Below are 20197 nucleotides of genomic sequence, written 5' to 3'. Positions count from 1 at the left end.
TGGGACCCCCAAATTCCTTCAGGCCCAGCCAACTTAACGCCTAGAAGGTGAACCTCGAATGGCAAACGGAATCGAACTCGCCACCGCCTACGTCAGCCTCGTTGGCGACACGGCGAAGCTCTCCAAAAGCATCAATTCGGTGTTCGCCGAGGCTGACAAGGCATCTGGACGCACCGCGAAGACAATCTCCAAAAACCTCGATGCGGGCCTGTCCGGAACGAAGAACTCCGCAGCCAGGGCCGGCGCGGACGCCGCAGCCGAATACGAACGGGCACTGAAGTCATCTATCCGCGGGGAGCAGATCGGGCGCGCTATCGGCACTCCCATCGGCAAGGGCATCGGCATGGGAATGAAAGCCGGTATCGGCGTCGCCGCCGCGGGTGCCACCGCAGCCGTGGGCGCTTTAACCTATGCCCTCACATCAGGTTTCGAACGACTCAAGAGCATCGACAACGCCCGCTTCAAACTGAAAGCCCTCGGCAACTCAGCCGAAGACGTCAACACCATCATGCAGTCGGCCACCGACTCAGTGAAGGGCACCGCGTTCTCCCTCGACAAGGCCGCCAACACCGCGGCCTCCGCAGTGGCGGCCGGCATCAAACCCGGCAAGGACCTCACCAAATACCTGTCCACCGCGGCGGATGCCGCTGCGGTCGCCGGCACCTCGCTCGACGACATGGGCTCCATCTTCAACAAGGTGCAGACCAACGGCAAGGCCTACACCGACGATCTGCAGCAGCTCGCAGACCGTGGCCTGCCGATCTTTACGTGGCTACAAGAGGCGTACGGCGTCAGCGGTGAGGCCTTGTCGAAGATGGTGCAGGACGGCAAAGTTGACGCTCAAACGTTCCAGACGGCGATCGAAACCCACATCGGTGGCGCTGCAAAGAACATGGGTCAGAGTCTCGAAGGCTCCATCGAGAACATGAAGGCCTCCATTGCCCGCTTGGGCGCCAACTTCCTGGCCCCCATCCTCGGCATGGACCCAGCCAAAGACGGCTCCGACGCCGCTGCCGCGGTGCAGCGCATCACCGACGAACTCAACGAGATGGGCGCCTGGGTCCTCGCCCACCAAAACGACATCAAGCAGTACTTCGACGTCGGTATCGGTGTCGCCAAAGACCTGGGTGGCGCAATCCTGGAAGTCTCGGGATTCTTGAAGGAACATCCCGGCCTCATCAAAGCGGTGGCGGGTGCGTTCGTGGCGTGGAAGACCATTGAGGGTGTCGCCGGACTCATCACCAGCCTCAAGACAATCAGCACCCTACTGAAGGTCGAAATCCCGGCTTCGGCGGCCGCCGGCGCAACGGCCACGTCAGCCAGCCTCGCGGCCATTACCGCCCCAGCCTGGCTGATCGCCCTGCTGGGCGGTGGCAGTGTGTTGGCTTCGAACGCATTCAACGAGTGGTCGGACAATCACCCCGAGGTTCAGCGGCGTGATGACAAGGGCCGCATCATTCCAGGCCGAGAGTCGCAGAATGGTGGAAGTGCCTCGAAGATCCCCGGATTCGAGGTCCCGGCGCCGACGCCGGCGCAAAGTCGTGAACACCGCGGCTTGCCGCCGCTTGATCCAAGTCACGGAATGCTGACGCCTGGCGCTACGGCGGCACCGAGCGATCCCCGGGACCCGGTCAGCCTGATTCCCGGATACGTACCCTACGACCCGACCAAGAAGATTCCACACCGCGCCATCGGTGGACCTATCCGCGGAGCTGGCCCCAAAGGCAAAGACTCGGTGCTGATGTTCGGCGCCCCGGGTGAGCACATGTGGACCGCCGAGGAAGTCGATGCAGTCGGCGGTCAGGGCGCGATGTACCAACTGCGCGCCATGGCCCGCGCCGGCGCCATCCCTGGATTCAAGGACGGCGGCCCCGTCGGCGCCATCGACTACGCCTACGACAACGCCGGAAAGGCCTATCAGTTCGGGCCGTTCGACTGCTCGATGTACATGTCGCAGATCTACGCCCGCATGGCCGGACTCCCTCCCGGACGCTACTTCACCACCGACTCCGATTTCGCCGCTCTCGGGTTCAAGAAGGGCTACAAGCCCGGCGCGTTGAACATCGGCACCAACGGCGGCTCAGGGTCCAACGGGCATATGGCAGGCACCCTGCCCAACGGTGTCAATGTCGAAAACTCCGGCGGCGCCGGATCGATGTACGGCGCAGGGGCCAAGGGCGCCAACGACTTCACCCAGCAGTGGTACTACGAACCCCCCAACTCCGGGGACATGGGCGACCTGCAAGCCAACGGTGCAGCTCACGGCATGACCGCCGGCGCCGCCCCAGGCCCAGTCGGTGCCGACGGGCAACCCGTGACCCCAGGAACAGGCGCCACACCAACCGATTCCGGCCGCACCGAGGGCTATATTCCTGCCGGCGCAGGCAACACCAGCGTCGCCGGCACATCATTCATGTCGGGCATCTACAACATGGGCGCCGAGGCCATCAACGGATTGATCGACCAGGCCGCATCCGCAGCCTCAACCGCAGCCAGCATAGGCGCGTTCGGAGCCCCCGGATCTGGTCAAGGCGCAGCCCTAGCAATTGGCATGGGCGCCAACGCCGCTAAGCGCGGTGTCTCGTACGGGGCTCAGATGCTCGGTATCGGCACAGACGCACTGGTTGAGCAGTTGACCCCGTTCGGGGCGCCGCGTTGGTTGTCGACAGATCCCACGGCGTTCATGCCGCAAGGGTTGACGTCGGCAGCTACAACGAGCCTGGAGCAGGCGCAGCAGGGCGGCGACCAACCGCAGGCCGCCGGGCAGCAGCCAGTCGAACCGGTCACCCCGCAGGCCCCAGCCGCTCCGCAGGCCAACCTCGCCCCACCCAATCCCGAGGATTTGCACCCCGCAGAAGGTGGCGGCGGCATTACCGTCGGCAGCATCACCGGCTACGGACCCGAAGAGATCGGTAACCAACTCCTCAAAGTCCAGCGCTACAACGCACTCCAATACCAAGGCCGTCCATGAAGGAGACACCCATGACCGACAACCGCTGCGCCGAACCCGACTACGACCGCCGCGCCAACCGCTACGACCTACCCCGCGCACTCCGGCTGGCACTGGCCGACATCCGAGAAGACGACAGCGCGGTCGAAATTCTCTACGACGAGATCGGAGACTGCCCGCACTGCTGGCGCGGAATCTCCCGCGTCCTCGCCGGCGCAGTCATCGGCATGGGCCTCTCCCAAGCCAACGATGACAAGGAACTCGTGGAGGCTCAACTGGAAAAGCAGCTCGCAGCCGCCCTCGATGGACAATGAAGTCTCCACCGCGCGAGAACGACGCCACAACCAAACGGCTCCGCACCCGGATCCGTAACCGTGGCGACGACTGCCACATCTGCGGCCAACCCATCGACTACACCGCCCACCACACCGAGCCCTGGTCCTTCCAAATGGACCACCTCCTACAAATCGCCAACGGCGGACCCAACATCGAAGCCAACGTCGGCCCATCCCACCGCGCCTGCAACCGCGCACGCTCCGACAAAATCGACGCCATCGCCATCGCCGCCGCCGAACACCTCGGCATCCCGCTCAACCCCACCAAAGCCGCCCGCCACGGCCACACTCCAGCGTCAAGACATTGGATCTGCAACGCCGGCACCCCAGACGGCCAGCACTGCCCAGAACACAACTGCACCCACCCAGGCGTGTACTACGTCAGCAAGCGCCGCTGGTGGTGAAGACCACCGGGTGGTGGGTGACCCTCGACCGCACACCGTTCCACCTCTGGGCATAGGGATTTAGAGAGAGAGCACATTTCTTTTTTCGCAGGATCGCCCGTCGTGCGACACTCGATGAACGGCGAATCGAGCGGTGAGGAGGCGTAGTCGTGATTCTCGACGTACGTGTCCTGCGCGGAGCAACTCCGGATGCTCTCGTTGACGCAATCTCCACTCATCTGCAGGGTGAGGTGGGCGTCGACCAGTACGGAAATCCGTCCATCCGCACCGACGCCGGAACGATTGTTGCCGCGGAATCGCTTTGGGACGTTGGCCAGGTGTACGCCGAGGTCAGATCTCCTGATGGTGTGCTTGCCAACCGTGTGTACGACATCCTGGTGGAGAACTCGGGATGGGATGTCAGCCTGGTTGACTCCAGCGACAACCATCCTGAAGACGTCGTGTTGCGGCACCGCGTAGCTCACGCCGCGTAACTGCAGGGTCACCACGGGCCACGACCTTGGGGTGGGGGGTGACCCATCTGGACCGACCTGTCCACCTCAATGGCATAGGGACCATCTCTCTCCGGTGTGGAAAAAAATCTTCGGGGGGAGAAAGATTCCCTATGCCCAGAGGTGGACGGCTGGCTCGACGGGGGCACCCACCAGGGTCCACTGAGCCTTGAGGAACCTCAGTTAGTACCGAAATCGGTACTAGTAAGCGTCATCTGGTCATGCGTTACCCCGACCGTCTGTACATTCTCGGCCATGATCAAGATGGTGTTCACCCTGTTGGCGGCATTGGTGCTCTCGGCTTGTGGTGCGTCGCCTAACGCGGCGCCGGCCCGTTCGTCTGAATCGGCCGAACGGCCGCAAGCGACGACGACAGCTGCGTCAACTGCCGACATTGAGGGCGATTTCCGTACCAACTTTGGTGAGACGAACTGGGGGATGGCTGTCACAGGCTTTAGCTTCAAGGATGGGAATCTGCACGTTAGTGCCCAGATTGATGCGTCTGACAAAGCGACTGCCGAGAAGATTCAGCGCGGGGTTGTGAACCTGATTAGGACGGGTGGCCCGTACGCGGTCGGTCCGATCAACTGGGTGATCGTTGAGGATGGCACAGGGGTTGTAGTTACCCAGCAGAAGGTCTAATCCTGGCAACTCCCTTTGCCGTTTTGGCAAGGTCAGTCCGCAGTGCGTCCGCAAGAGCTTCACAAACCGCCGTTTGCCACCAACACAGCCAACCGCTCTGACCAGCGATTGCCAACGTGATCAACTGCGACCAACGTTGCCAAACCTGCTGGATTGGCTTCCACGGGAACTGGATCAGCGCCTAATGTGTGCGGATGGCCGGGTTCGGGTTCGACACGCTGGCACTGGTCGCGGTCATCGGCCTGACGGGACCGGCCCTGGCTGCCGTTCCGCGGTTACGCATCCCGGTGGTCATCGGTGAGCTGATCGTCGGGATCATCCTGGGCCGAAGCGGATTCGGCATCGTCGACCACACCGATCCCACCTTCACCCTGCTGGCCAACATCGGCTTCGCGTTGGTGATGTTCGTCGTCGGCACCCACGTGCCGGTGCGCGACACCTCGTTGCGCGCCGCGCTTCCCAGGGCACTGGCGCGGGCGGTGTTGGTGGGGGCGGTGGCCGCTGTGCTCGGAGTGGTGATCGCGCACCTGTTCGGGACCGGGCACGCCGCGCTCTACGCCGTGGTGATGGCGTCCTCCTCGGCCGCACTCGCCCTGCCGGTGATCGACGGCCTCCGCCTACAGGGGCCGAACGTGCTGTCGGTGACCGCCCAGATCGCCATTGCCGATGCGGCATCGATCGTGTTGTTGCCCTTGGTGATCGACATCCAGCACGCGCCCCGAGCGGCTCTCGGTGCGCTGGCCATAGCCGGTTGCGCGGCGGTGTTGTTCGTCGTGTTACGTGCCGCGAATACCCGCGGGCTCCGCAAACGCCTGCACCGGTACTCCGAGGATCACAAGTTCGCGCTTGAGCTGCGCCTGAGCCTGGTGATGCTGTTCGGACTGTCAGCGCTGGCCGTCGCCACCCACGTCTCGATCATGCTCGCCGGGTTCGCCCTCGGTCTTGTGGTGTCGGCGATCGGTGAGCCGAGGCGGCTGGCCAGGCAGTTGTTCGGGATCACCGACGGGTTCTTCGGCCCGTTGTTCTTCATCTGGCTCGGCGCCTCGCTGCAGGTTCGCGAACTTGCCGACAAGCCCGAGTTCATCGTGCTCGGAGTGGCTTTGGGGCTCGGCGCGGTGCTCGCCCACAGTGCAGGGCGGTTGCTGGGCCAGCCGATGACGCTGGCGGTGCTCTCCGCCGCCCAGCTCGGCGTGCCGGTCGCCGCCGCGACGCTGGGCACCGAGCAGCACCTGCTGGCGCCAGGTGAGCCCGCCGCGCTGATGCTCGGCGCGCTGGTCACCATCGCGACCACCTCGGTCGCCGGGATGCTCGCGGCACGGGTCAACCAGCCTGCACCCGATGTTCATTCGGGCTGACCCCGTAGGACCGTTTGAACGCGCTGCTCAACGCGAACGGTGTGGAGTAGCCGACCTGCCGGGCGACGGCAGCGATCGTGGCCTCGCTGCCGCGCAGCAAGTCGGCCGCCAGCGCCAGGCGCCAGCCGGTGAGGAACGCGATCGGTGGCTCACCGACCTGATCGGTGAACCGGCGCGCGAAGACCGCACGTGAACACCCCACTGCCGTAGCGAGATTGGAGACCGTCCAGGGGTGGGCCGGATTGTTGTAGATCAGCTTGAGCGCAGGCCCGACGACCGGATCCCGTTCGGCCTGCCACCACGCGGGCGCATTGCCGTCCCGGTCGAACCAGGTACGTAGCACCGCGATCAGCAGCAGGTCGAGCAACCGATCCAGATAGGCCTCCTGCCCGGACCCGTCGCGGCCGGCCTCGACCGACAGCAGATCGATCAGCGGGCTGTCCCACTCTTCGGCGCGCAGCACCAGCACTGCAGGCAGCGCGTCGAGCAGGCGGGCACTGACCTCGCTGCGGCCCTCGTAGGCGCAGACGATCGACTCCGCGGCCCCGTCGGCGCTGTTGCCCCAACTGCGAAGCCCGAGCGACATCTCGAAATGCAGATCCTCGCCCGACAGCGTGGTGCACTGCTGTCCGGGGTTGATGATGACGCTCGGCGGCGTAGCCGGATCGTCGGCGAAGACATAGTTCTCGGTGCCGCGGGTCACCGCCACGTCGCCCGGCCCGAGCCGGAAGATGCCGCTGTGCTCGCCGACGATGACGGCCTCGCCGCGCGTCTGGCAGATCAGGGCCAGCGGCGCTTCGTCGCGGATGGCGAGTGACCAGGGTGGATCCATCCGGAGCCGCAATACGAATGCGCCTCGTGCGCGCACGCCGTCGAGCAGTCCGACCAGGGCGTCCACCTCGGTAGGGTAACGCTCATCCCGGCTTGCGCGCTTCGATCAGATGCCGCGAGGAGTGCGCGACGAAGGATCCGTCGTTCGCGATCTTCCGGTGCAGTGCGGCGAGTTCGTCGCGATAGGCCGCGACGGTGAAGCCGGGCACGATCCAGATGACCTTGCGCAGGAAATACACCACCGCGCCGATGTCGAAGAACTCCATCCGCAGCCGCTCGGCACGCAGGTCGACGATGTCGAGGCCGGCGTCTCGCGCCGCGGCACACTCGATGTCGGGATCACGGGCCCGCCGGGCCTGTGGCTGCGGACCGAGGAAGAACTCGGTGAGCTCGAAAACGCTTGCCGGTCCGACATGTTGAGCGAAGTAGGTGCCGCCGGGGCACAGCACGCGCGCGATCTCGTCCCACCATACGGTGGCCGGGTGTCGGCTGAGGACCAGGTCGAACGCCGCGTCGGCGAACGGCAACGGCGGCTCATCGGGATCGGCGACCACGACAACCCCACGGGGTCCCAGCAGCCGGGTCGCCCGGTCGAGGTTGGGCGGCCAGGACTCGGTGGCTGCCATGGTCGGCGGGAACACCGTCGCCCCGGCGAGCACTTCGCCACCGCCGGTCTGGATGTCGAGCGCTGACGATGCCGCGGCCAGCCGTTCGCTCATCAGTCGTTGAAACCCCCAAGACGGTCGGGCTTCGGTGGCCCGTCCGTCCAGCCATGAGAAGTCCCAGCCGTCCACCGATGCCGCGTCGGCCTCGGTGATCAGCTCGTCGAATTCGCGGGTCATGGTCTCCATCGTCGCAGTGCCGACCGGCGAGACGATCACGTATGGAATCGGGAGTCTCGACCATGGAACGTCTCGGGTCGGCGCCGTTGACTGAAGCCATGACCATCAGCCCCGTCGCCGTCCTCACCGCAGCCGCCGCCCTAGGCAGTGCCGCGAGCGGTGGAATCTTCTACGCCTTCTCGACATTCGTGATGCGTGGCCTCGACCGGACCGGTCCCGTCGCCGCGATCACCGCGATGCGCGGGATGAACTCAGCGGCCAACACCAACGCGCCGTTCCTGCTGTTCCTGCTCGGCTCTGCGCTGCTCTCGGTGGCCCTCGGCGTGGTCGCACTGACGCAGATCGGACGGCCGGGCAGTTGGTTCCTGCTGGCCGGCGCGATCGTCGGAGTCCTCGGGTTCCTCGTCACGGTGCTGTTCAACGTGCCGCTCAACAACCACCTCGATCAGGTCGATCTCACCGATGCAGCGGCCGAATGGCAGGCCTACCTGACCACCTGGACCGCGTGGAACCACGTGCGCGCCGCCTCCGGGTTCATCAGCGCGGTCCTGCTGGTGATCGGGCTGCGTTACCGCTGAGGCCCGGTGTGCGGCCGAGTGGCCAGTTGACACACGCGTTTTCGCGGATCACGTGTCATAACTGGCCACTGGGCGTCAAATCGGCTGAGCCGGCTTGCGGAACGCGTAGGCGACGATCCCGGCCGCGGCCAGCGCGAGTATCGCCGCGATGACCGCTGTCGGTGCGATCCCGGAATCGAACGCGGTGCGGGCGGAGTCGAGCAGTTGCGCCGCCGTGTTCGCCGGCAGGTCGGCGGCCACGGAGGTGGCGCCGCCGATGCTCTCACCGGCGTCGGCCGCCTGTGTCGGGCTCAAGCCGGCCGGCAGGGCAATGTTGTTGCGGTAGAACGCCGTGAAGATCGTGCCGAGTGTGGCGGTGCCGATCACTGCGCCCAGCTCGTAGGCGGTCTCCGAGACAGCCGACGCCGCACCGGCTTTGGCGGCCGGTACCGAGGCGACGATGGTGTCGTTCGACACCGTCTGGGAGACGCCGACGCCGAGCTCGAGCACGATGAACGACACGATTACCGCGACCACCGACAGGTCGTGGCGGAACAGCAGGATCATGATGAACCCGGCCGCGACCAGCACCAGCCCGGCGACCATCAGGGTCTGCGGCGCAAAGCGTTTCGCCAGCTTGACCACGCTGATCCCGGCGACCATCGACACCACCGCGCCCGGCAGGGTCACCAGGCCGGCCGCCAGCGGAGGCAGGCCGAGCACCAGCTGCAGGTGCTGCGAGATGAAGAAGATGAAGCCGATCAAGCCCACGATGGACAGGAAGTTCGCCAGGATCGACGAGCTGAACGGTGCGTAGGAGAACAGCCCGATGTCGAGCATCGGGGTGGCGCTGCGCTTCTGTCGAAGGACGAACAGCACGCCCGAGGCGATGCCCACCACGAAGGCCAGCCCGACCAGCAACGACAGCCCGTCGTGGGCAGCGGTTTTGATCGCCCACACGATGGGCAACATGGCGGTGAAGGACAGCGCCACGCTGGTCAGATCCAGCGGGCCCGGATTCGGGTCACGGGATTCCGGTATCAGCTTGGGACCCAGAACGAGCAGCGGCAGCAGGATCGGGACGGCCACCAAAAAGACCGACCCCCAATGGAAATGCTGCAACAGCGCGCCGCCGACGATCGGCCCGAGGGTCGATCCCGCGGTGAAGCACGAGGCCCAGATCGCGATGGCCAGCCGGCGCGCGGAGGCCTCGGTGAAGATGTTGCGGATCAACGACAGCGTCGAGGGCATCAGCATGGCACCGAACACGCCCAGCACGGCGCGGGCCAGCACCAGGTACTGCGCGCTCGGTGCGAAGGCGGCCGCGACCGACACCACCGCGAAACCGGTGGCGCCGATGAGCAGCATTCGACGCCGGCCCAACCGGTCGCCGAGGCTGCCCATGGCGACCAGAAGTGCGGCCAGCACCAGCGAGTAGACGTCGACGATCCAGAGCTGGGTGGATGCGGCGGGCCGGAAATCCTCGGCGATCGCCGGGAGGGCGAACGCCAGCACGGTGTTGTCGACCGCGATCAGGATGACCGGAAGGGCCAGCACGGCGAGTGCGAGCCAGGCGCGTTTGGGCGTCGGTGTCATCGACGGCGAGCCGTCGCGAGAGTTTGACGGCGAGCCGTCGCGAGGGTCTGACGGCGAGCCGTCGCGAGGGTTTGACGGCGAGCCGTCGAGGCGGGTGGACATGGGGCTTGGCTCCAAGGACTCAAGAAGAGGGGCTCAGCCGCGCGGGAGATCAATGGTGCCCGCGGTCAGGCTGGTCATGATGGCGTCGACGATTTGGTGGCGGGGTGTGCCGTCCTGCTTGGCGGCTTCGTAGCCGGCGTCAAGCAGGGCCCAGAACACTCGCCGGGCCCATCCTGGGGGATATTCGGGCCTGTCGACAGCGGCGCGGTTGAGCACCTCGACGATCGCCTCGTCCCCGGTGTCGAGGTAGGCGGCCAGCTCGGGATCGGCCAGGATCGTCGGCTCGCTGTACACGAAGATCACGATGGGGCCCAGGTCGAGTTGACTTTCCACCACGCGGCGCAGCGCCGCATCTGCCGGACCGTGGGTGGGATCCGCGCGGTCGATTTCGGCGTTGCTGAGCTCGTGGACGTGGCGGGCGAGGGCCCGCAGGAGATCGGTGCGTTCCGGGTAGTACCGGTGCACGGTGCTGCGGCCGACGTCGGCGGCAGCGGCGATATCGGTCAGTGAGGCCGACGGATTGTCGGCCAGGACCGTCATGGCGGCATCGAGAATCGCCTTGCGGGTGCGCTCCCGCGGCCCGCTGTGCGACGACGCCGAACTGGTCATGCATCAAAATGTAGCACGACCGGGCCAAAATGGGACAGTGATGTCCCACACTTCAGGTGGGCAACGTGAACCCGCTGGTCGGAGGCGGTGGAGGGTAGTTCGGATACGGCGGGGGATAACGCGCTGGGAACGCCGGAGCCGGGGCCTGCGGCATGAGCCTGGCCAACGCGCGACGGTGCCGTTCGGCCAGCACCGCGGCCAGCACATACTCGACCGGCGCGCCCGGCGGCGGCGGGGGTGAGATGCGGGAGGTCACCTCGCCGAAGATCCTCCCGCCCATCTCCTGGCGTATCCGCGGGTCGAGTTGGGCCGAGCGCGACACGAACTGCCTGGCGAGCTCGGCCTGCTCGGGGCCCAGCCCGGACAGTTCCAGCGAGCCGGCCCACCAGGCCAACGCCGGCGGCATGACCGGTGGCGGGTTCAACTTGGGCCCGCGCTCACTGATCACCACGGTCCCGGCGAAGATGTCACCGAGGCGCTTGCCCTTCGCCGACACCAGGCTGCAGATCACCGCAGGCCCGCCGGTGAGCATCCAGATCTCGATGAAGCCCGCGAGCCCGCGGAACAAGGCCTGCCGGAAGCGTTCCGGGCCGCCGTCCTCGGCCACCACCCGGAGACCCAACGCCATCTTGCCCAGCGACCGGCCGCGGGTCGCGGTCTCCATCACCACCGGATAACCCACCAGGGTCAGCACCGTGAAGATGATCAGAATGGCCGCCGTCAGTGCATCGTCGAGCTGGCTCAACGTGATCGACCACAACACCAGACCGGCCACATAGCCGACGGCGATCACCAGAATGTCGATCAACGCGGCCAGCGTGCGCACCGGCAACTGGGCGATCGCCACGTCGAGGACGACGGCGTCCCCGGTCACCACCGGCGCGGGCTGCCAAACCATACCGACACACGCTACCGACTACGCTTTGCCACGTGGATGTCGATGCGTTCGTCGTGGCCCATCGCCCCACCTGGGACCGGTTGGAGCAGTTGGTAAAACGACGCCGACGGTTGACCGGTGCGGAGGTGGACGAGCTCGTCGACCTCTATCAGCGGGTCTCGACGCACCTGTCGATGGTGCGTTCGGCCTCGCAGGATTCCGTTCTGGTCGGCCGGTTGTCTGGGCTGGTGGCCCGGGCACGCGCCGCGGTGACAGGTGCGCACGCTCCGCTCTGGCGCGAGTTCGTCCGGTTCTGGACCGTGTCCTTCCCCGTGGTGGCCTACCGAGCCTGGCGCTGGTGGCTGGGATCGGCAGTGGCGTTCTTCATCGTGACCGTCGCCCTGGCGCTGTGGGTGTCGGGCAACCCGGATGTGCACGCAGCCATCGGAACCCCCAGCGAGATCGACGAATTGGTGAACCACGACTTCGCGTCGTATTACAGCGAGCATCCCGCCGCGTCCTTTGCCCTGCAGGTGTGGGTGAACAACTCCTGGGTGGCGGCGCAGTGCATCGCCTTCGCGATCCTGCTCGGCCTGCCCATCCCGTATGTGCTGTTCCAGAACGCGGCGAACCTCGGTGTGATCGCCGGACTGATGTTCAGCGCAGACAAGGGAGATCTCTTCCTCGGCCTGATCACCCCGCACGGACTGCTCGAGTTGACCGCGGTATTCCTGGCCGCCGCGGTGGGGATGCGGCTGGGTTGGACGGTGATCGCTCCCGGCGACCGACCCCGCGCACAGGTGCTGGCCGAACAGGGCCGGGCTGTTGTTGCGGCCGCGGTCGGGCTGGCCGTCGTGCTGTTGATATCCGGTCTGATCGAGGCATTGGTGACACCGTCGCCGTTGCCCACCTGGATGCGGATCGGCATCGGTGTGGCCGCCGAACTCGCCTTCCTCGGCTACGTGTTCCATTTCGGCCGCAAGGCCGCCCGGGCGGGCGAGAGTGGAGACCTCGAGGACGCGCCCGACGTGCTGCCCACGGGCTGAACTTTTCCGGCGAGCAGACGCGCAGGGGGCTAGAGCTTGCCCGCAGCCTTCATCGCCAGATAGTGGTCGGCCAGGGCCGGCGCCAGGTCCTCGGGCCGGGCATCGACCACGTCGACCCCGTGGCCGCGCAGCCGCGACGCGATGGCCCGGCGGTCGTTTCGGGCCCGTTCGGCGGCCGCCGCGTCATAGACCTGCGCGGCGTCGGACCGACCCGCCGCCAACTGGTCCACCCGCGGATCGGACACCGCAGCCAGCAGGACCTGATGTCGCGACGACAGTAGCGGCAGCACCGTCATCAACCCCTCGTCGAGCGCCGAGGCGTTGAGATCGGTCAGCAGCACCACCAGGGCCCGGCCCCGCACCCGCCGCGACACCGCCGAAACCATCGCCGTCGCATCGGATTCCACCAGTGCGGGCTGCAGGGGCGCCATCGCCGCGACCAGCGCGGCCAATAGTTCGGTGCGCGAGGCGCCCCACACCCCGGCACGTGTCACCCGGTCGATGGCCAGGAAGTCGACGTGATCTCCGGCGCGGGCAGCCAGCGCCGCCAGCAGCAGTGCGGCGTCCATCGACCAGTCCAGTCGCGGCCACCCGCCCGGATCCAGCGCGGTCGGGTCCACCCCGACCCGGCCCGCCGAGGTACGGCCGGTGTCGAGCACGATCACCACGCGCCGGTCGCGCTCCGGACGCCATGTACGCACCACGACGTCGGCGCGCCGGGCAGTGGCGCGCCAGTCGATCGAGCGGACGTCGTCGCCGACCACATACTCACGCAGCGAGTCGAATTCGGTGCCCTGACCGCGGATCAGCACGGGGATCGCACCGTCCAACTGCCGCAGCCTGGCCAGCCGGGACGGAAGATGCTTGCGTGACAGGAACGGCGGCAGGACCCGTACCTGTCCGGGTAGCCGTTGCGAGCGTTGGCGTCCGGCGAGTCCCAGTGGCCCGACCGACCGCACCGTGAGCAGCTCGCAGCGCTGGTCGCCGCGGCGCACCGGGTGCAATCGAGTGGTCAGGGAAACCGCTTGTCCCGCACCGATATTCACCTGGTGGGTGCGCGGTTGTGCCGACGCGCTGGGCGGCCAGGCATCGCGGACGGCGCCGCGGACCGTCCGCCGTCCGGTGTTGTGCACGGTGAGCCCGGCCTCGACGCTCTGGCCCAGCCGTGCGGTGGACTCGCCGCTGCGGGTGACCTGCAGGCTGCCGATGCGACCGGCCAGTGCGACATCTGCGACCACCGCTGCCGCCAGCAACGCCGCCAGTGTAGCGAAAGCCGTTGCCGGCCAAGGGGCCAACGCGATCGGCAGCACGCATACCAGTGCCACCAGACCGGCGCGGCCGGTGAGAACCATCAGCGCGGCACCGGGACGGCGGCCAGGATGCCGTCCAGTACTCCGTCAGAGGTGGCGCCTTCCAACTCGGCCTCGGGACGCAGCGCCACCCGGTGGCGAAGCGTCGAACGGGCCATCGCCTTGACGTCGTCGGGAGTCACGTAGTTGCGGCCCGACAGCCAGGCCCAGGATCGCGACGTGGCCAGCAGCGCGGTCGCGCCGCGCGGTGACACACCGAGCTGCAGGGACGGGGAATGCCGGGTGGCCCCGACGATGTCGACGATGTAACCGAGCACCTCGTCGCCGGCCAGGACCCGACGCACCGCGTCGCGCCCGGCGGCAAGCTCGGCCGCGCCGGCCACCGGCTGCACGGCTGACAGGTCACGCGGGTCGAAGCCCTGCGCATGCCGGCTCAGGATCGCGATCTCCTGATCCCGCGGCGGCAGCGGCACGGTGAGTTTGAGCAGGAAGCGGTCCAACTGAGCCTCGGGCAGCTGATACGTGCCCTCGTACTCGATCGGGTTCTGGGTGGCTGCCACGATGAACGGGTCGGGCAGCGGTCGAGGCATGCCGTCGACGCTGACCTGACGCTCCTCCATGGCTTCCAGAAGGGCCGCCTGGGTTTTCGGTGGCGTCCGGTTGATCTCATCGGCCAGCAGCAGGTTGGTGAACACGGGACCGGCGCGGAACTCGAACTCGGCGGTGCGCGCGTCGTACACCAGCGAGCCGGTGACGTCGCCGGGCATCAGGTCCGGCGTGAACTGCACGCGCTTGAACTCCAACTGCAGGGCCGCCGCCAGGGTGCGCACCAGCAGGGTCTTGGCCACCCCCGGCACGCCTTCGAGCAGCACGTGCCCGCGACACAGCAGCGCTACCACCAGCCCGCTGATCACCGCATCCTGCCCGACCACCACCTTGGCGATCTCGTTGCGCAGGGCCAGCAGGGCGTCACGGGCCGAATCGGAGCCGGCATTCTCTGGATGGGGCTGAGTCACGACTGCGCGACCTGCCTTTCGATGTCGTCGAGTTGGTGTGCGAGGTGGACGAGTTCGGCGTCGGTCGCAGGCGGTGGGCCGAACAGGATGTGTCCGACCGAGTTCGAGGCGGTGCCGCACCGCGCGGCGACAGCGGCGGCCACCGCCTGTGGTGCCGCCGACGAGTTCAGGCCGAGCCTGGGCAACATCCGGCCCAGTGCGGCCGCGCGCAAGGCGTCGGCGGCCCGGTCGCGAGCCCGGCGGGAGCGGTACAACCGGCCACGCCCCTCGACGGTCTCCGACGCGCGGACCACCACGGGCAGGATTTCGGCGACCAGCGGACCGAGGCGCCGTCCCTGCGCCACCGCGAGCAGGGCCACCACCAGGCACAGCTGCAGGACGATCCACCGGATCTGCGGCGGCATCAGATCCGACAGCGTGCCGTCACCAGTCGACTCGGCCTCGAAATGCTGTGGTGCATACCAGATCACCCGCGGTGCGGCACCGGCCAGATTCATCGCCAGTGCCGCGTTGCCCTCCTTGAGCAGGCGCGCGTTGGTCATGAAGGAGCCGGCGCCGACGACCGTGACGGTGCGCGTCCCGTCGTGGTAGCGGACCAGCGCGCCGTCGTAGCACGACGTCAGCGGCGAACTGTCGGCGGCGACGTAGGTGTCGGTGGTGCCCAGCTGGACGGCACCGGCTCGGTTCGCCTCGGGCAGTTCACAATCCGGCTCGCGGCCGCCGAACTCCGTCGGTTTGCCGAGCCGGACCTGAGGTGCCAGCTTCTCCCGAACGAGTCCGGACGGCGCGACCAACAGAAGGTCGCCGGGGGTATCGGCGAGCCGGTCGACGGTCTTGTCGCCGGACAGATACATCGTCTGTGCCACCACCAGCAGGGTGCCGGGCCGGGCGGCCTGCTGCACCTGGCCGACATCGGTCGCGGTGATCACCTCGACACCGTGGTCCCGCAGCAGACTGACCAACGCGTGCGTTCCCTCGGGCGACGTCGACTCGGGATCCAGCGCGCCACCCGGGCGCGGTGCGGTCAGGTACACCGTCACGACGGAAACCGCGACGATCACGGCGAGTGCCAGCAGTACCCAGCGTGCCGTCTGGAAACGGTGTCTGATCGAATCGGCGCTCACGGCACCCCGGCCTCGTCGAGCGCCGCGATCTCCCGGTAGGCCGCCTCGGTACCCGGGTGCTCGCCGTAGGTGACGTCGTTGAATGTGCTTGCCGCGCTGAACAGTCCGGTCGACTTGGCCGGCAGTGCCGCTGCGGCGTCGCGGGCGAGTTCGGTCGCGGTACGGCCTGGGACCGCGTCGAGCACTCCGGATTCCTCAAGGTGGCGGGCCAGCGCGCGGACCCGGTGACGAATCGCGGCCGACCAATCACCCTGTGTGGCATATTGTTCGGCGATGGAACGGTGCTGTGCGGCACTGAGCTCCTGACTGCCGAACAGGGCGTTGTCACCGTTGCGCGCAGTACGCATGGTGCGCCGTGCGATCCGCACCGCCACGACGACGGCCGCCACGAGCAGGATGGCCAGCACCGAGATGGTGAACCAGCCACCGGGGATCGTCGAGCCCGCCGCGGTGATCCGGTACAGCAGATCGTTGATCCAGTCACCGATCTGCTCGGTCGGTGAAGCCCTCGGATAGATCGGCTTGGTCAGCTCGTTCTGCGCGGCGTCGTGCGCGGCGTCACGGTCGATGTCGATGCTCGTCACCTCAGACGTACCGCGGCAGCCATAGTTGATCGGTAGTTTCCACCGGTGCACCCGCGCCCGTCTGCAGCATCAGGTCGAACGCCTCGGCCCGGAACCGCCGGTCGGCGTAGAGCAGCACCACCACGCCCGCGCTGAACGGTGCGGTGACGATCTGCCCGATCGCTCCACCGACCGCAGTGAGGATCAGCGCAGGCACCGTCGGGCCCTCGGCGACCATCGTCATGATCTGTCCCGCCACGTTGAACGGCGCACCCACCCCCCAGGCCATCACCGCGGCCACGATGGTGGCCAGCACCCAGATGCCGAACACCCGCCAGAAGTCCTTGTTCACCAACGTGAATGACCGCTTGACCGCATCGACGATGCCAAGGTGCTCCAGCACGATCACCGCGGGGGCGAACAGCAGCACCGTCGATACGTAGAGCACACCGAGCAACGTGAGCAGGACGAGCGGCATACCGATGGCGAACGCGGCCAGTCCGCCGCCCAGCGCATCGGCTCCGACGATCACGACCGCGACGATCCCGACGATCACGACCAGGGCCACCGCCTGCAGCACCGTCAACCCGATCAGCGCCGGTAATCGTCCGCGCAGCCGCCGCCAGGCCTCGCCGATGGTGATACGGCCGCCGAACACCGCGCGGCCGATCACCACCGTGAGCATGCCGCTGAGCAGAAGCGAGGCCAGCGTCGTGACGACGATGCCGACGAACGCCCCGATCGCGAACACCGCGATGGTCCCGGACGACGGGGTCTCACCCTGCAGTGTGGGGTCGAATTCGCCGAGGGCGGACAGCGGCCCGATCTGCAGCGCGAGCGTGACGATCTGCGACGCGAGAACGACCACGGTGGCCAGACCCAGCGTCGCCTTCGGATTGGTGCGGACGTAGGCGAGGGAGCCGTTGAAAATGTCGGTCAGGCTCAACGGGCGAAGCGGGATGACACTCCCCGCATATGGCCGACCGCTCGTCATCCTCTCACCGTAGTTCCCGTCAGCAACTACGGTGGACCCATGCCGACCGAGATCATCGTGCGTGGGTCTTTTTCCGCATTTCGGCAGCCGGAACGTGCGACGGTCCATGCCACGCTCGGTTACGAGGGCCCGGCAATCGAACCGGCGTACGAGCGCGTGGTGCGCGACCTGGACACGGTGAAATCCTCGATCACCCCGCTGTACAAGCCCGACACCGGCCCGGTCACCTGGTGGTCCACCGGCCAGGTGCGCACCTGGGCCAACCGCCCCTGGAACAACGAGGGCAAGCAACTGCCCCTCGTGCACCACGCAAGTGTCGACATCCAGGTCAAGTTCAGCGATTTCACCGCGCTGTCGCGATGGGTCGGCGGTCATGTCACCGACACCGGCGGCTTTTCGTTGTCGCGGATCGAATGGGCACTGACAGCCGAACATCGCGAGGAGCTCGTCACCCAGGTCCACACCCGGGCCGTGCAGGACGCCATCACCAAGGCCCAGCGCTACTCCGATGCGCTGGCCCTCGGTCCGGTCCGGCCGGTGGCGATCGGCGACGCCGGGATGGTGTGCCGGCCGCCCGACGATTCGTCGTCCCCGCCGATGATGCGTGCCATGGCAGTGCGCAGCGGCGCGGCGCCTGAAATCGAGTTCGCACCCGCCGATATCGAGGTCTCGGTCGCGGTCGACGCGAAATTCGTGGCGGGCGACGACTGATCGCGGCTAGGTTGACGCTATGGCCGAGCTCAAGGACAAGCTGCGCGCGGATCTGACCGGCGCGATGAAGTCGCAGGACAAGCTGCGCACCGCCACCCTGCGCATGATGCTGGCGGCGATCCAGAGCGAAGAGGTCTCGGGTAAGCAGGCCCGGGAACTGTCCGACGCCGAGGTGATCGCGGTGCTGGCCCGCGAATCGAAGAAGCGCGGCGAGGCCGCCGAGATCTACACCCAGAACGGCCGGGGCGAGTTGGCAGCCAACGAGCATGCCGAGGCCCGGGTGATCGATGAGTACCTGCCCACCCCGTTGACCGACGCCGAACTGGCCGACGTCGCCGACACCGCCATCGCACAGGTCGCCGAGCAGACCGGGGAACGGCCCGGCATGCGCCAGATGGGTCAGGTGATGAAGGCCGCGACGGCAATTGCCGCGGGCAAGGCCGACGGTGCGCGGTTGTCGGCGGCGGTCAAGGCGCGGCTGTAGCGCTCGGCGTGCGTTGAAACCCACGGTGGCGGGTATCTCAAGCGCATGCCAACCGGTAAAGGGATCTACGACGAAGAGCACCGCGAGAAGAACGGTGCTGCGGGCGACAAGCACGCTCGGGCAAAGGACGTTCCGGAGGACACTCCGGATGTCGACACCAGTGAGAGCACGACGCACGAACCGCCCGACTGAACGCTACTCGGCATCGCGCCCGACGCGACTGCTGTGATATGCGCTGCGGCGGATGTCGGCCAGCCACGTGGGCACCAGGCGAACCCCGTCGGCCTCGTGCAAAGCAGGATCGAACGACACGTCACGGCCGTGGGGCAGCTTCTCGCACAGTGACAGTCGGGCGACGGGCTCGAATTCGCCGGCGGCGGGGGACTGCTCGATGTCGAACTCGACCCCACCGCGTTCCAATTGCTGGTCCACGCTGCCGAGCGAAAGCCCGGCGCCATCGAAGTCGGTGGTGAGGCGGGCTCGCAGCCACCACAGCGCGCCCTCGAATCTCAACGGCATCACACTCGAGAACGTGATCCCTGCCCAGGAATTGGCCGGCCACAAGACAAAACGATTGCCGGCCAGTGTGGAGGCCAACAGCACATCCCACGGTGTGCCCGACAGCTGCGGTGGCATCCGCCACGCCAGGCCGGCGATGTCCGGCACCGAATCCGGGGTCCCGATCCCTTTCGACAACCTGCCCACCACATCGCACGAGTAGAGCGGCAGGCCCCGGCCTGCGGGCGCGGTGCGCTCCAGATGGCCTCGCGCCAGCACTCCGTTCGGGTGGAACAGCCGCCGGTGCCGCATCGCGGCACCGATCTCGACCGGCCAGGACGCGACATCGGAGATCTTCATGCCACCGGTTGCCCGCCATGCGGCGGTGACAAACGTCGAGCTAGACCGGAATCCGCCAGAGCGCTTCCTGGCTGATGCTGGCGATCAGTGCGCCGGCCGCGTCGTACAGCGAGCCGCGGGCCAGGCCACGCGAATCGTTGTGGTTCGCCGACTGCAATTCATATCGGTGCCAGCCGCAGGGCAGGAACGGGCGATGGAACCAGATCGAGTGGTCCAGGCTGGCGGCGAAGCCGAGATCGGACCGCAGCGGGACCGTCGGCGGGAGCGCCGAGGGGACCGGACCGAGATCGGACATGAAGGTCAGTGTGCAGGCCCGGATCAGCGGATCGTCCTCGATCTCGACCTGGCTGCGGATCCAGAACGGCGACACCGCGAATTCTGAGGTGTCGCTGGGCATGGTGCGTAGGTCGAACTTGTCGCCGAAGTCCATGACGTCGTGCTTTGGGGCGGCCGCGTCGAACTCGAGGGTGGGCGTGGCGGTCGGGCGTCCGGCCTGGGTC

General features: G+C 67.1%; 22 protein-coding genes and 1 pseudogene. 11 read left to right on the top strand and 12 right to left on the bottom strand.

All coding sequences use genetic code 11. The annotated features are described in order from the left end of the window. Window positions 1–58 precede the first annotated feature (58 nt). The 6 genes from A5779_RS34335 to A5779_RS32345 all read left to right on the top strand — a co-directional run bounded on the left by A5779_RS34335 (window position 59) and on the right by A5779_RS32345 (window position 6177). A complete protein-coding gene (locus A5779_RS34335) occupies window positions 59–2971 on the top strand; it encodes a tape measure protein (RefSeq protein WP_064888156.1) in 2913 nt (970 codons plus the stop codon). An 11-nt stretch (window positions 2972–2982) separates the two neighbouring features. Then, entirely contained in the window at window positions 2983–3264 is a 282-nt protein-coding gene (locus A5779_RS32365) for a hypothetical protein (RefSeq protein ID WP_131811736.1), read from the top strand. Next, the gene (locus A5779_RS32360; protein ID WP_064888152.1) at window positions 3261–3689 is read left to right on the top strand and encodes an HNH endonuclease; all 429 of its coding nucleotides are present in this window, start codon (window positions 3261–3263) and stop codon (window positions 3687–3689) included. Before A5779_RS32365 ends, A5779_RS32360 begins: the two co-directional genes overlap by 4 nt. A 149-nt stretch (window positions 3690–3838) precedes the next feature. Continuing rightward, the gene (locus A5779_RS32355) at window positions 3839–4162 is read left to right on the top strand and encodes a hypothetical protein (protein WP_131811735.1); all 324 of its coding nucleotides are present in this window, start codon (window positions 3839–3841) and stop codon (window positions 4160–4162) included. Between the two features lie 273 nt (window positions 4163–4435). Continuing rightward, window positions 4436–4822, top strand: a complete 387-nt coding sequence (locus A5779_RS32350; RefSeq protein WP_064888147.1) for a hypothetical protein — start codon at window positions 4436–4438, stop codon at window positions 4820–4822. A 194-nt stretch (window positions 4823–5016) separates the two neighbouring features. Beyond that, window positions 5017–6177 carry a cation:proton antiporter gene (locus A5779_RS32345; protein ID WP_064888233.1) on the top strand — a complete coding sequence of 387 codons (1161 nt, stop codon included), beginning with the start codon at window positions 5017–5019 and terminating at the stop codon, window positions 6175–6177. Here the strand turns inward: A5779_RS32345 and A5779_RS32340 are convergent. Next, window positions 6143–7075, bottom strand: coding sequence for an AraC family transcriptional regulator (locus tag A5779_RS32340; RefSeq protein ID WP_064888145.1), 933 nt, complete (start codon window positions 7073–7075; stop codon window positions 6143–6145). The two genes, A5779_RS32345 and A5779_RS32340, sit on opposite strands and share 35 nt — an antisense overlap. Window positions 7076–7091: 16 nt before the next feature. Beyond that, window positions 7092–7850 (bottom strand): class I SAM-dependent methyltransferase, encoded by a 759-nt coding sequence (locus tag A5779_RS32335; RefSeq protein ID WP_064888235.1) that lies wholly within the window; start codon window positions 7848–7850, stop codon window positions 7092–7094. A gap of 98 nt (window positions 7851–7948) precedes the next feature. Between A5779_RS32335 and A5779_RS32330 the strand changes: the two genes are divergently transcribed. Further along, window positions 7949–8428 carry an anthrone oxygenase family protein gene (locus tag A5779_RS32330; RefSeq protein WP_064888231.1) on the top strand — a complete coding sequence of 160 codons (480 nt, stop codon included), beginning with the start codon at window positions 7949–7951 and terminating at the stop codon, window positions 8426–8428. A 75-nt stretch (window positions 8429–8503) separates the two neighbouring features. Here A5779_RS32330 and lfrA read toward each other — a convergent pair whose 3' ends face one another. The 3 genes from lfrA to A5779_RS32315 are packed head-to-tail and all read right to left on the bottom strand — an operon-like array spanning window position 8504 to window position 11612. Continuing rightward, the gene (lfrA, locus tag A5779_RS32325) at window positions 8504–10105 is read right to left on the bottom strand and encodes an efflux MFS transporter LfrA (RefSeq protein ID WP_269085860.1); all 1602 of its coding nucleotides are present in this window, start codon (window positions 10103–10105) and stop codon (window positions 8504–8506) included. A gap of 33 nt (window positions 10106–10138) precedes the next feature. Continuing rightward, complete coding sequence (locus A5779_RS32320; protein ID WP_064888141.1) at window positions 10139–10714, bottom strand: TetR/AcrR family transcriptional regulator; 576 nt, start codon at window positions 10712–10714, stop codon at window positions 10139–10141. 52 nt (window positions 10715–10766) lie between these two features. After that, window positions 10767–11612 (bottom strand): RDD family protein, encoded by an 846-nt coding sequence (locus tag A5779_RS32315; protein ID WP_064888139.1) that lies wholly within the window; start codon window positions 11610–11612, stop codon window positions 10767–10769. 32 nt (window positions 11613–11644) lie between these two features. Here A5779_RS32315 and A5779_RS32310 point away from each other — a divergent pair, with 32 nt between their 5' ends. Next, the gene (locus A5779_RS32310; RefSeq protein WP_064888138.1) at window positions 11645–12637 is read left to right on the top strand and encodes a stage II sporulation protein M; all 993 of its coding nucleotides are present in this window, start codon (window positions 11645–11647) and stop codon (window positions 12635–12637) included. A gap of 29 nt (window positions 12638–12666) precedes the next feature. Here A5779_RS32310 and A5779_RS32305 read toward each other — a convergent pair whose 3' ends face one another. The 5 genes from A5779_RS32305 to A5779_RS32285 are packed head-to-tail and all read right to left on the bottom strand — an operon-like array spanning window position 12667 to window position 17644. After that, window positions 12667–13989, bottom strand: coding sequence for a DUF58 domain-containing protein (locus A5779_RS32305; RefSeq protein WP_064888136.1), 1323 nt, complete (start codon window positions 13987–13989; stop codon window positions 12667–12669). After that, on the bottom strand, window positions 13989–14963 hold the full coding sequence (locus A5779_RS32300; protein ID WP_064888134.1) for an AAA family ATPase: 975 nt from the start codon (window positions 14961–14963) through the stop codon (window positions 13989–13991). Before A5779_RS32300 ends, A5779_RS32305 begins: the two co-directional genes overlap by 1 nt. Next, window positions 14960–16087, bottom strand: a complete 1128-nt coding sequence (locus tag A5779_RS32295) for a DUF4350 domain-containing protein (protein WP_064888132.1) — start codon at window positions 16085–16087, stop codon at window positions 14960–14962. The genes A5779_RS32300 and A5779_RS32295 overlap by 4 nt, the downstream gene beginning before the upstream one ends. Further along, complete coding sequence (locus tag A5779_RS32290; protein WP_064888130.1) at window positions 16084–16671, bottom strand: DUF4129 domain-containing protein; 588 nt, start codon at window positions 16669–16671, stop codon at window positions 16084–16086. The genes A5779_RS32295 and A5779_RS32290 overlap by 4 nt, the downstream gene beginning before the upstream one ends. A gap of 1 nt (window position 16672) precedes the next feature. Further along, entirely contained in the window at window positions 16673–17644 is a 972-nt protein-coding gene (locus A5779_RS32285) for a DUF7847 domain-containing protein (protein ID WP_082941951.1), read from the bottom strand. A 39-nt stretch (window positions 17645–17683) separates the two neighbouring features. Here A5779_RS32285 and A5779_RS32280 point away from each other — a divergent pair, with 39 nt between their 5' ends. Genes A5779_RS32280 through A5779_RS34205 form a run of 3 tightly spaced genes read left to right on the top strand, consistent with a single transcriptional unit; the run spans window position 17684 to window position 19031 of the window. Beyond that, window positions 17684–18355, top strand: coding sequence for an SIMPL domain-containing protein (locus tag A5779_RS32280; protein WP_064888126.1), 672 nt, complete (start codon window positions 17684–17686; stop codon window positions 18353–18355). Window positions 18356–18374: 19 nt separating this feature from the next. After that, a complete protein-coding gene (locus A5779_RS32275) occupies window positions 18375–18839 on the top strand; it encodes a GatB/YqeY domain-containing protein (RefSeq protein WP_064888124.1) in 465 nt (154 codons plus the stop codon). 45 nt (window positions 18840–18884) lie between these two features. Beyond that, window positions 18885–19031, top strand: coding sequence for a hypothetical protein (locus A5779_RS34205; RefSeq protein ID WP_165609857.1), 147 nt, complete (start codon window positions 18885–18887; stop codon window positions 19029–19031). A gap of 3 nt (window positions 19032–19034) precedes the next feature. Here the strand turns inward: A5779_RS34205 and A5779_RS32270 are convergent, their stop codons facing one another. After that, window positions 19035–19697 carry a hypothetical protein gene (locus A5779_RS32270; protein ID WP_064888122.1) on the bottom strand — a complete coding sequence of 221 codons (663 nt, stop codon included), beginning with the start codon at window positions 19695–19697 and terminating at the stop codon, window positions 19035–19037. A 40-nt stretch (window positions 19698–19737) separates the two neighbouring features. Then, window positions 19738–20197 (bottom strand): annotated as a pseudogene (locus tag A5779_RS32265) (acyl-CoA thioesterase domain-containing protein); the annotation flags it as partial.

This window comes from Mycolicibacterium peregrinum, assembly GCF_001665625.1.
GTDB classification, from domain to species: Bacteria; Actinomycetota; Actinomycetes; order Mycobacteriales; family Mycobacteriaceae; genus Mycobacterium; species Mycobacterium peregrinum_B.
Note: the sequence above shows the minus strand (reverse complement) of the source record. Positions and strands in the feature narration are given on the sequence as shown.